This is a genomic window from Mesorhizobium sp. M8A.F.Ca.ET.057.01.1.1 (assembly GCF_003952565.1).
Classification (GTDB): Bacteria; Pseudomonadota; Alphaproteobacteria; order Rhizobiales; family Rhizobiaceae; genus Mesorhizobium.
Map to the genome: position 1 here is coordinate 628,471 of NZ_CP034454.1, position 9,782 is coordinate 638,252.

Annotated in this window: 12 protein-coding genes; 4 read left to right on the forward strand and 8 right to left on the reverse strand. The window is 63.0% G+C overall.

Translation table 11 applies throughout. The features are described 5' to 3' along the window. Nucleotides 1-107 precede the first annotated feature (107 nt). The 7 genes from EJ077_RS02780 to EJ077_RS02810 all read right to left on the reverse strand — a co-directional run bounded on the left by EJ077_RS02780 (nucleotide 108) and on the right by EJ077_RS02810 (nucleotide 5,848). Nucleotides 108-794, reverse strand: a complete 687-nt coding sequence (locus EJ077_RS02780) for a PAQR family membrane homeostasis protein TrhA (protein ID WP_208699444.1) — start codon at nucleotides 792-794, stop codon at nucleotides 108-110. An 84-nt stretch (nucleotides 795-878) separates the two neighbouring features. Continuing rightward, a complete protein-coding gene (locus tag EJ077_RS02785; protein ID WP_136092530.1) occupies nucleotides 879-1,679 on the reverse strand; it encodes an inositol monophosphatase family protein in 801 nt (266 codons plus the stop codon). 86 nt (nucleotides 1,680-1,765) lie between these two features. Next, nucleotides 1,766-2,332 carry an elongation factor P gene (gene efp / locus EJ077_RS02790; protein WP_027141779.1) on the reverse strand — a complete coding sequence of 189 codons (567 nt, stop codon included), beginning with the start codon at nucleotides 2,330-2,332 and terminating at the stop codon, nucleotides 1,766-1,768. 165 nt (nucleotides 2,333-2,497) lie between these two features. Continuing rightward, a complete protein-coding gene (locus EJ077_RS02795; RefSeq protein ID WP_208699446.1) occupies nucleotides 2,498-3,538 on the reverse strand; it encodes a tetratricopeptide repeat protein in 1,041 nt (346 codons plus the stop codon). Between the two features lies 1 nt (nucleotide 3,539). Then, nucleotides 3,540-4,187: a thiamine phosphate synthase gene (locus EJ077_RS02800; RefSeq protein ID WP_208699448.1), complete on the reverse strand. Its 648-nt coding sequence runs from the start codon at nucleotides 4,185-4,187 to the stop codon at nucleotides 3,540-3,542. 84 nt (nucleotides 4,188-4,271) lie between these two features. Continuing rightward, the gene (locus EJ077_RS02805) at nucleotides 4,272-4,874 is read right to left on the reverse strand and encodes a PH domain-containing protein (RefSeq protein WP_208699450.1); all 603 of its coding nucleotides are present in this window, start codon (nucleotides 4,872-4,874) and stop codon (nucleotides 4,272-4,274) included. A 68-nt stretch (nucleotides 4,875-4,942) separates the two neighbouring features. Continuing rightward, on the reverse strand, nucleotides 4,943-5,848 hold the full coding sequence (locus tag EJ077_RS02810) for a DMT family transporter (RefSeq protein WP_208699452.1): 906 nt from the start codon (nucleotides 5,846-5,848) through the stop codon (nucleotides 4,943-4,945). 129 nt (nucleotides 5,849-5,977) lie between these two features. On the opposite strand from EJ077_RS02810, the gene EJ077_RS02815 reads away from it, so the two are divergent. The 3 genes from EJ077_RS02815 to EJ077_RS02825 all read left to right on the forward strand — a co-directional run bounded on the left by EJ077_RS02815 (nucleotide 5,978) and on the right by EJ077_RS02825 (nucleotide 8,139). Next, a complete protein-coding gene (locus EJ077_RS02815) occupies nucleotides 5,978-6,430 on the forward strand; it encodes an Lrp/AsnC family transcriptional regulator (RefSeq protein ID WP_127872137.1) in 453 nt (150 codons plus the stop codon). Between the two features lie 91 nt (nucleotides 6,431-6,521). Then, nucleotides 6,522-7,250, forward strand: coding sequence for a class I SAM-dependent methyltransferase (locus tag EJ077_RS02820; protein WP_208699454.1), 729 nt, complete (start codon nucleotides 6,522-6,524; stop codon nucleotides 7,248-7,250). Between the two features lie 118 nt (nucleotides 7,251-7,368). After that, nucleotides 7,369-8,139 carry a sulfite exporter TauE/SafE family protein gene (locus tag EJ077_RS02825; RefSeq protein WP_208699456.1) on the forward strand — a complete coding sequence of 257 codons (771 nt, stop codon included), beginning with the start codon at nucleotides 7,369-7,371 and terminating at the stop codon, nucleotides 8,137-8,139. Nucleotides 8,140-8,153: 14 nt separating this feature from the next. On the opposite strand, the gene EJ077_RS02830 is transcribed toward EJ077_RS02825, so the two are convergent. Further along, entirely contained in the window at nucleotides 8,154-8,705 is a 552-nt protein-coding gene (locus EJ077_RS02830) for a DUF2269 family protein (protein ID WP_208699457.1), read from the reverse strand. Nucleotides 8,706-9,032: 327 nt separating this feature from the next. Between EJ077_RS02830 and EJ077_RS02835 the strand changes: the two genes are divergently transcribed. Beyond that, on the forward strand, nucleotides 9,033-9,413 hold the full coding sequence (locus EJ077_RS02835) for a hypothetical protein (protein ID WP_208699458.1): 381 nt from the start codon (nucleotides 9,033-9,035) through the stop codon (nucleotides 9,411-9,413). The last annotated feature ends 369 nt before the right edge of the window (nucleotides 9,414-9,782 follow it).

A 9,782-nucleotide genomic window follows, 5' to 3' on the forward strand; every position in this document is an offset into this window, starting at 1 on the left:
AATTGCCCAGTGCCGCCGATCACGCAGTTGGCGACTCTAAACGGAATTGTGACCAAATTGAATGGTGCTTGGCAATATTGCCACAGGCGGCGTTTGGAGCCGGCGCCTCAAAGGCGGTTGATGACCAGGCAGTCGACCATGGCCGCCAGATGCAGGCCGGCGCCGGTGACGACGAAGCCGTGCCACAGGGCGTTGTGGAAGCGCAGCGCCTTCCAGGCGAAGAAAACCACGCCGCAGGAATAGACGACGCCGCCGGCGACGATGAGCATGATCGACGTGGTCGGCAGCGTCTCGACGAGCGGTTTGACGAGGATGACGCCGCTCCAGCCGATGGCAAGGTAGAAGACGATCGCCAGCCTGTCGAAGCGGCCGGGGAAAAACACCTTGATGGCAATGCCCGTTGCCGCCGCGGCCCAGACCAGAACGATCATCCAGCGCGCCAGCGGCGAGTTTCCCAACTGGGCGAGAAAGGGTGTGTAGGTGGCGGCGATCAAGAGATAGATCGCGGCATGATCGAAACGCCGCAAGATCCACTTCGCGGGCGAGGTCACCGGCCACAGATTGTAGGTCAATGACACCGACAGAACGGTGAGCAGCGAGACGACATAGAAGACGGCGGCGATGTATTCGCCGGGCCCGACCCGGAAGGCGGCGAGCGCCAGCAGCGCCGAGCCGGCCGTGATCGCCAGCACGATGCCCACCGCATGGACGATCCCGTCGGCGATCATCTCGGCGCGCGAATATTGCCAGCGGCCGATGAACGGAATGTCGATCTGTGGCGGCGTGTTAATCATCTATCGTCCTGGCGTCACCCTTTATCTGGGCAACCGCCGGACAGTATTTCAAGCTTTGTTTGCGGTTTTTGCGACTGCGGCGGTTCAGCGCGGCGGGAGCGGCTTTTTCACCGTCTTCAGCAATGCGCGCTGGATGATCTCATTGCCGGCGACGACCGTGCCGGTGTCGAGCATATCCTGTCCGCCATCCATGTCGGAGGCGAAGCCGCCCGCTTCGCGGATCAAGAGCAGGCCGGCGGCGATGTCCCAGGCCGACAGGCCCACTTCCCAGAACCCGTCCATGCGCCCGGCGGCGACATAGGCCAGATCGAGCGAGGCGGAGCCCATGCGGCGGACACCGGAAACCTCGGCCATGACGTTGCGCAACTCGACCAGGAAATTGCCGTGGTGGCCGCGGCCGAGATGCGGTACGCCGCAGCCGATCACCGTGTCGACAAGCTTCGTGCGGCCGGCGACGCGCAGGCGGCGATCATTCATGAAGGCGCCGCCGCCGCGCTCGGTGGTGTAGAGCTCGTCCATGGCAGGATTGTAGATGACGCCGGCAACGATCTGGCCCTGGCGCTCGAGCGCGATGGAGACTGCGAAAAGCGGAATGCCGTGAAGGAAATTGGTAGTGCCGTCGAGCGGATCGACGATCCAGCGGTGCTGGCTGTCATCGCCGGCGACGGCGCCGCGCTCTTCCATCAGAAAGCCGTAGCCCGGGCGTGCCTTCGACAATTCGGCAAAGACGATGTCCTCGGCCTTGCGGTCGGCCTGGCTGACATAGTCGCCAGGCCCCTTCATCGAAACCTGCAGGTTCTGGACCTCGCCGAAGTCGCGCGACAGCGAGCGGCCGGCCTTCATTGCGGCCTGGACCATGACGTTGAGGAGGGCTGAGCGTGCCATAGTGCTTCTTCCTGGTGCGGCGCTTTAAATTCTGTCTCGATGCATGCCGGTGACCCAAATCCGGGGCCACTTTTGGGCAGCACGCATCAGTCGGCGCGGCGCACGTAAGTGATTTCGTTGGTGTCGACGATGATGCGTTCGCCGGCGCCGATGAAGGGCGGCACCAGCACGCGAATGCCGTTTTCCAGCACCGCCGGCTTGTAGGAGGACGCCGCGGTCTGGCCCTTCACCACGGGATCGGCCTCCGTGATGGTCAGCGTCACATAGTCGGGCAGCGAAATGCCGATCGGCCGCTCCTCGTAGAGCTGAACCGTCACCATCATGCCGTCCTGCAGGAACGCGGCGCGGTCGCCGACGAAATCCTTGTTCAGTTCGAGCTGCTCGTAGCTTTGGGTGTCCATGAACACCAGCGCGTCTTCCTGCTCGTACAGGAAGGAAAAATCCTTCAGGTCGAGCCGGATCTGCTCGACCGTCTCGGCCGAACGGAAGCGCTCGTTGAGCTTGGTGCCGTTGATGAGGTTCTTCAGTTCGACCTGGTTGTATGCGCCGCCCTTGCCGGGCTTGACGGTGTTGGTCCTGACCGCCACCCAGAGGCCGCCATCGTGTTCGATGACATAGCCGGGACGGATTTCGTTGCCATTGATCTTGGCCATGATGATGGGATCCGGGATGCTGCCAACGGCCAGGCCGTCGGTATGGGATGTTCGCCGTGACAAGCGATTTAAGGCTCCAAGACCACAAATCGCCCGGAGAGGCAAGGGAGTGGCCCATATGGGCCGAGCAACGGGGCTGGCACCGGCAGATCTTGCCAGCTGTCCTCAGGGCAGGCGGTTCGCCTTCTGCAGGGCTTGCTTGGTCTGGTCATCGCTCAGCCCTTGCAGGAAATCGTCCATCTCCTGATCGATGAGGCCGGCGCGGCGGGCGACGATGTACCAGGCGCCGGCGAGCACGAGGTCCGGATCGGTGCCGATGCCTTGCATATAGAGTTTTGCCAGGCGGTTCTGGGCCGCGACATTGCCGCCTTCGGCGGCCTGCTTCGTCCAGCCGAAAGCCGATTTCAGGTCGCGCGCGCCGCCGCGGCCCTCGATCATCCAGGCGGCGAGATCGATCTGCGCGGTGTCGTAGTTCTGACGGGCGGCCTGCGCCAGCAGCCGCCGTGCCTGTGCATCGTCGCGCGGCTTGCCACCGACGCCGTTGGCATAGATCTGCGACATGGCGTATTGCGCGTCGGCGAGACCGGTCGCGGCAGCGCGCTCATAGTAGGAAACCGCCTTGGCCAAGCCGGCGTCGCCGGGATCCTGCTGGACCAGCATCTGCGCGAAATTGAACTGCGCCAGCTGGTTGCCGGCTTCGGCGGCGGCCTGCATCAGGGCATAGGCTCCCTTCGCGTCCTTCTTGACGTAACGGCCGTCGAGCAGCATCAGCGCATATTGGAACTGCGATTCCGGCACACCCTGCTCGGCGGCAAGCGCGTACCATTTCGCGGCCTCGGCCGAGTTCAACGGCACACCCAACCCACGCGACAGGATCTCGGCCACCAGCGTCTGCGCCGCCGGGTCGCCGTTCTGCGCACGGATCAGAGCCAGATTATAGGCGGTCTTGTAAAGCCCGCGCTGGAAAGCGCCATAGGCGGCGTCCGCCGGCTTGGCGCCGAAGCGGTCGGGATTGACGCTGTCGACCGAGGGCAGCGGTGCGGGCTCCGCCGTGGTGGCGGGCTGCGGCAGCTGGTTTTCGATCGGCTTGTCGGTGTGCACGCCGGTTTCAGGCTTGGGCTGCGGCAAGGGTATAGTTTCGGCGGCGGCGGCCTGGATCACTACCGCCGCAAGCAGGGCCTGAAGGGAAAGCCTTGCCAGGGACACGTCAGTCCTCGAAGCGCGGCGCTGTTTCGTCGAGCAGCGCATTGGCCCGGCCGATCGCCACCTTCGGATCGACGCCGTCGGCGAACACGGCGCTCGACAGCGCGACGAATTCGGCGCCGGTGGCGGCCACGGTCTCGACGGAGGCAAGATCGGAACCGGCCTCGACGATGCAAGGGATCTGGATCATCTGCGCCCACCATTGCCCCAATGACAGGTTGCGCGGATGCGGCTCAGGCTTGTTGTCGTAGCCGAAGCGGCCGAAGAAAATGTAATCGGGCCTGGCTTCGCCGAGCTCCAGCGCGTCGTCGCGCGTCTTGGCGCCGCCGGCGCCGACCATCATTTTCGCCTGGAAATGCTCGATCGTCTCGGCGAGTTCGGCCTTGGAGACCTCGAGATGGATGCCGTCGGCCTGGACCCGGCCGGCGATGCGGGTGTCGCCAGCGATGATGACGGCCACGCCCGCGGCCTGCGCGGCCGGTACGACCTGTTCGGCAAAGGCCTGGAAGGAGGCCTCGTCCATGCCGTTCTCGGGCAGGATCAGCGAGGCGATGTCGCCGCCGTCGAACGCGGCTGCGATGCGGGCGGCCGGCACGCCGGGTGGCGCGATCAGTACGATGCGGCAGCGGTTGGGAGGCGTTGCGTCATTCATGGTTCTTCGATCCCGGGTTTCGCCTATGCCGGGCGAAGATGGTTGGATTGCGGCATAGAGCAAACTGCCGGGATTGAACAGGTGTCAGGTGTCAGGTGGCGCCCGGCGATCGGAACGAAGGGCGTTGCTGGCCCTCGTGATGATGTCGAAAACCCTCGACGGATCCTCGACGCCGAGAAATTGCGGGACCGGGTCAAGGGCCGGAGCCCAGCTGCCAAAATTCTGATAGCGGGACTGAGACCAGCCGCCAGGATTTCCGAAGAAGGATGTCGCGGCGCCGAAGCGCAAATTACCACGCTTTTGCCCCTCGCCGGAAAGCTGGATGTCGGGCAGGCGCTCCAGATCGATCGACGTGAAATTGGCGAAAGGGGCGGTACGCATGATGAGAATGCGCTTGTCCGTGACCGCATAGGAGGTACGCCGTCTCAACCATGCGTCGACTGCAAACCTGCCGAAGACGAAGAAGAGCCCAATGCAGATGAACATCGCTCCCCAAACATCGAAGAAAAGCGGCGCGCCTTGCATCGATGCGGAGTACGTCCAGAAGATTGCAAAGCCGCACCAGAGCAGGCTGAACGGAATGAGAAACACATCGCGACCGGCGAATAATACACCCTGCGCGGGAATACCGCTCCATAAGATGCGTTCGCGGGGCAACAGCCGTCGCTGAAAGGTTCCGACGTCCACGACACCACCCCCGCTGCGCCTACGCTCTCATCGCATGAGTCCTGCTTCCGGCGCAAATCCGCGGTGCTTTACCTGCCGAGCTGAGTGTTTTCCGCCAGTGACCTTGACTTCCACAATGTCCAGCCGAGGTTCATGCCGGCGGCAGCGATCAGGATGGCGGCGGCGCCGACGACCTGGCTAAGATGCAGCCGATGGCCGAAAGCTGTGACATCGACCAGGATGGCAACGACCGGATAGATGAAGGACAGCGACCCCTGCAGATGCGTCGGCAGCTTCTGGATGGCCCCGTACATCAGGATGTACATCAGGCCGGTGTGGACGATGCCGAGCGTTGCCAGCATGGCCCAGCTCCATGGGTCGGCGGGAAGATGCGAGAGATTGGCGAAGGGCGCCAGCATGACGACGCCGACGCAAACTTGGATGAGCGCGATCAGATGCGGAGGCGTGCCCTTGAGCTTCTTGGTGACGATGGCCGCGACGGCCCAGAAAAAGGCGGCGGCCAGGGCCATCAGGATGCCGGCGAAATAGTTCGTGCCGACATCGCCGGCGTCTGGGGCGGCTCCGACGATCAGCACCATGCCGGCGAAGGCGATTGCCAGCCAGGTCAGCTTGGTCAATGTCAGCCGCTCGGCGAACAACAGCGCGCCGAAGCCGACCAGCATGAAGGGCTGCGTGTTGTAGACCGCGGTGGCGATCGAGATGGAGGCGCGTGAGAATGCGCTGAACAGCAGCAGCCAGTTGATGACGATCGCCGCGCCCCCAAGTGCTGCGAGGCCGATGATGCGCAACGACAGCCTGTTGCGCAACAATCCAAGCGAAGCGCAGATAATGAGCAGCGTCAGCGCGCCGAACGCGCAGCGCCAGAACACCACATCCATGATCGGCTGGCCGGACATGATGACGAACCATCCGATCGTTCCCAGGATCGCCATTGCGGCCGACATTTCGACCGTGCCACGTACAGTATCGTTCATGATATCCTCTGAACCCGTTGAGCCAGCATAATCTCATGCGATGTCAAGGCTTTCCATCTCTTCAGAAAGGCTGTATGAGGAACTGACCTAATTATATTAGGCAACTGCTCGAATCCGCGAGAAAAAGAAATGCTGGACGATCTCGACCGAAATCTCCTCGAAATCCTGGTCAGGGATGCGCGGACCTCGCTGAAGGACCTGGCGGCCCAGGTCGGGCTGTCGTCGCCCAGCGTTTCGGAGCGGCTGCGGCGGCTCGAGGAGCGCGGCGTCATCCGGGCGTTCACCGTCGAGATCGATCCGCTGGCGCTCGGCTATACGCTGCAGGCGATCGTGCGGATCAAACCTTTGCCTGGCAAGCTGCACATCGTCCAGAAACTGATCGAGGAGATTGAAGAGTTTGGCGAATGCGACAAGGTGACGGGAGATGACTGTTTCGTCGCCCGGCTGTTCGTGCGCTCGATCGGCGACCTCGACGGCATTCTCGACCGGATCGCCGACAAGGCCGAGACCAGCACCGCGATCATCAAGGCACAGCCGATCCGGCGGCGGCCGCCGCCACTGGGGTTGCCGTCGGGCTCATAGGCTTGACACCCCGAGGCCATGGTGGAAAGGCGCGGCCAGTCCACCAAATGTCAGTCTTCCGCCAGATGGCTGTCTGAAGAACGAGAGAAACATGGCGCAGAACATTTACGATCAACCAGAATTCTTCGCGGGCTACAGCCAGCTTGGCCGCTCGGTCGAAGGCCTGGACGGCGCCGCCGAGTGGCCGGCGCTGCGCGCGATGCTGCCCGATGTCGCGGGCCTGAGGATCGTCGACCTCGGCTGCGGCTTTGGCTGGTTTTGCCGCTGGGCGCACGGGCAAGGGGCGAGCGATGTCCTTGGGCTGGACCTGTCGGAGAAGATGCTTGCCCGGGCGAGAGCGGCCGGCCCGGACACGGGCATCACCTATGAGAGAGCCGACCTCGACCAGCTCAGCCTGCCGCAGGCCAGCTTCGACCTCGCCTACAGTTCGCTCGCCTTGCACTATGTCGAAGATATCGAGCGCCTGTTCGGAACCGTGCATCAGGCCCTGTCGCCCGGCGGCCATTTTGTCTTCTCGACGGAGCATCCGATCTATATGGCGCCGACCAATCCGGGCTGGTCGACCGATGGCGAGGGGAAAAAGACCTGGCCTGTCGACCGGTATCTGGTGGAAGGGCCGCGCAAGACCGACTGGTTGGCCAAGGGTGTGGTGAAACATCACCGCACCATCGGCACCACGCTCAACACGCTGATCGGGACGGGTTTCACGATCGAGCATGTCGAGGAATTCCGTCCGACGGACGCGCAGATCGCGGCCATGCCGGGTCTTGCGGAAGAGCTCGAGCGGCCGATGTTCCTGCTGGTTTCGGCGCGCCGATAGGTATTCGACGCCCGTCGGCGAGGTTCGTCGCGGCCAGCCCATATTTGCGGTCGCCGGGCACGCGATTCTGGGTTATTCAGACGGTGATCCGCTTTCCCTCCAGACCAGTCCCTCCCCCATGTCAGGCCTGCTTTTCGATCCGTGGTTCTACGCGGCCGCCGTCCCGGCGGTGATTCTGGTCGGCCTGTCCAAGGGCGGCTTTGGCGGCGCCGTCGGCTTCGTCGGCGTGCCGCTGATGGCGCTGACCATGCCGCCGGTGCAGGCGGCCGCCATCCTGCTGCCGATCCTGTGCCTGATGGACATCGTCTCGGTGTGGACGTGGTGGGGCGTGTACGATCGCAGGATGCTGGTCGACATGATGCCGGGCGCCGTCATCGGCATCGGGCTTGGCTGGCTGACGGCGGCACTCGTCACCGAGGAAGCGGTGCGGCTTATCGTCGGCGCCGTCGCCATCATCTTCGTGCTGCGCTGGCTTTACCTGCAGTTTCGCCATGGTTCCGACCATGCCGCCGCACCCAATCGCGTGGCGGCCGCCATATGGGGCACGGTCGCCGGTTTTACCAGCTTCGTCGCCCATGTCGGTGGACCGCCCTTCCAGGTCTATGCCTTGCCGATCCGGCTCGACCCCAAGGTCCTGTCGGGCACGGCGGCGATCTTCTTTGCCGCCACCAATGCGCTGAAGCTCATTCCCTATTTCGCGCTCGGCCAGTTCGATACCGCCAATCTGACGGCATCGGCGGTGCTGATGCCGCTGGCGCCGCTGTCGACCATCGCCGGCGCGTGGCTGGTGCGGCGGATGCGGCCGGAGATTTTTTATCCCTTCACCTATGCGACCGTGGCGGTCGTGGCGGTGAAGCTGCTGTGGGACGGGATCGCCGGCATCATGTAGCGCTCCAGCCCGCGTCAGGCGGCGCTGGGCACCATACCTCTTGGCCGGCTGAGCGCCATGGCCGCACCGGCGGCAAGAACCACCACCATACCCGCGAGAATGACGACGTCGTGCAGGGTCGGCTTCAGCACCATGTCGGTGATGATGACGAGCATGACCGCATAGTCGAAGCGCGCGGCCCGCAGGATGCGTTGGCCATAGGCCAGTGCCGCGGGCGTCACGCCGTCCCTGGCGATCATCGCGCCCATGCGGTCGGCAGTCGGCTTGAAAACAAACATTCCGATGCAGAAGGTCGTGGCGTAGCCGGCAAGGCCGATCAGAACCCAGAGATCGGAGAAGCCGACCCAGAACGAGCACATGATCAATCCGAAGGCCAATGTCAGCATCGACATCGGCGCGAAGAACCGGTTGCCCAGCTCGCCGGTGGCGCGCATCGCCTGCAGCGTTCCCTGGATGTTGCCGGCTCGATCCGCCAGCGTCGCCAGCACCATCAGCGTGAAGCCGCCGCCGACCCAAAGCGTCGCCGAAAGGATGTGCAGCAATTTGACGATGGAATACCAATCCATGGCTTTCTCCCCGATGCCCAATGGTTGCTGGCGAGGGCGGGCCATTGCCCGTCCGCTCCGCCGCCGCTGCGTTTAGCGCCGCGGTTGTTTCGGGACGATGTCGTGGAAAAACCGGCTGTGTTTCAGGCTGCCGGCTAACGAAAGATACCGCTAATATGATGAAGGCGCCGCCCGGCTTTCTGCTATTGTCGGCATTGTCGGGGGGGCGTGACATCGTCCGGAAACAATGCCGATGCTAGTGCCGACGCCGGAAGTCCGGCGGCGACAGCGCTCGCCTGACGATCAACTCATTCCCAACTTGGGAAAAGGCAATTCGGGGACTAATATATGCAAGGGGTAGCACGGAATTTCTTCACGCTGGCGATCATCTATGCGCTGTGCGGCATGGCACTCGGCATCCACATGGCGATCAGCGAAGACCATGGTCAGATGCCGACCCACGCCCACACGATGGTGGCTGGCTGGCTTATGTCGGCGGTCTTCGCGTTCTTCTACCACCTGTTTCCGGCTGCCGGGCAAAAGACGCTGGCCCTCGTCCATTTCTGGCTGACGGCAATCAGCGGCATCGGGCTCATGATCGGCCTTTATATACTGCTTGCCGGAAATCCGGGGATCGAGCCGTTGCTGGGAATATCTTCGATCGGCTTCTACGCAGGCATGCTGCTGTTCGCCTTCATCGCCGTGCCGGTGGTGTGGAAAAAGGCCTGAGTGAGGCCGAAACCTTGCCTGTGCGGCTGTGCTGTTACGGCACAGGGGCAGCGCGTAGGATCAAAAATATCGGGGATGTTAAGGGTCCATTAAGCTTTACAGGCGTTTACTATGTGCATCCAGTGATCTGGATTCTTACCGAGTGGTTGGAGCCACTTTGTTTGACGCCTCCCTGTTAAACTCCTGAGAGCCGCCTTATCCGCGGCTCTTTTTTTGTCCGCATTCCGGCGGCATCCGGAGACGCCGGTCGCTGTTAACCTTCTGTTAAACATGTGCTTGCCTTCACACCGGACGAAGCGCATTTTCAAGCTTCAGTTTCATAGGGTCACGGGTGTATCGGCAGAGAGCCGAATCGGCCGGTTGCAAGTG

What these genes read in the sequence shown, in the direction of transcription:
- EJ077_RS02780 (WP_208699444.1), bottom strand. Translation starts at nt 794, where the DNA reads ATGATTAACACGCCGCCACAGATCGACATTCCGTTCATCGGCCGCTGG.
- EJ077_RS02785 (WP_136092530.1), bottom strand. Translation starts at nt 1,679, where the DNA reads ATGGCACGCTCAGCCCTCCTCAACGTCATGGTCCAGGCCGCAATGAAG.
- efp (WP_027141779.1), bottom strand. Translation starts at nt 2,332, where the DNA reads ATGGCCAAGATCAATGGCAACGAAATCCGTCCCGGCTATGTCATCGAA.
- EJ077_RS02800 (WP_208699448.1), bottom strand. Translation starts at nt 4,187, where the DNA reads ATGAATGACGCAACGCCTCCCAACCGCTGCCGCATCGTACTGATCGCG.
- EJ077_RS02810 (WP_208699452.1), bottom strand. Translation starts at nt 5,848, where the DNA reads ATGAACGATACTGTACGTGGCACGGTCGAAATGTCGGCCGCAATGGCG.
- EJ077_RS02815 (WP_127872137.1), top strand. Translation starts at nt 5,978, where the DNA reads ATGCTGGACGATCTCGACCGAAATCTCCTCGAAATCCTGGTCAGGGAT.
- EJ077_RS02820 (WP_208699454.1), top strand. Translation starts at nt 6,522, where the DNA reads ATGGCGCAGAACATTTACGATCAACCAGAATTCTTCGCGGGCTACAGC.
- EJ077_RS02825 (WP_208699456.1), top strand. Translation starts at nt 7,369, where the DNA reads ATGTCAGGCCTGCTTTTCGATCCGTGGTTCTACGCGGCCGCCGTCCCG.
- EJ077_RS02830 (WP_208699457.1), bottom strand. Translation starts at nt 8,705, where the DNA reads ATGGATTGGTATTCCATCGTCAAATTGCTGCACATCCTTTCGGCGACG.
- EJ077_RS02835 (WP_208699458.1), top strand. Translation starts at nt 9,033, where the DNA reads ATGCAAGGGGTAGCACGGAATTTCTTCACGCTGGCGATCATCTATGCG.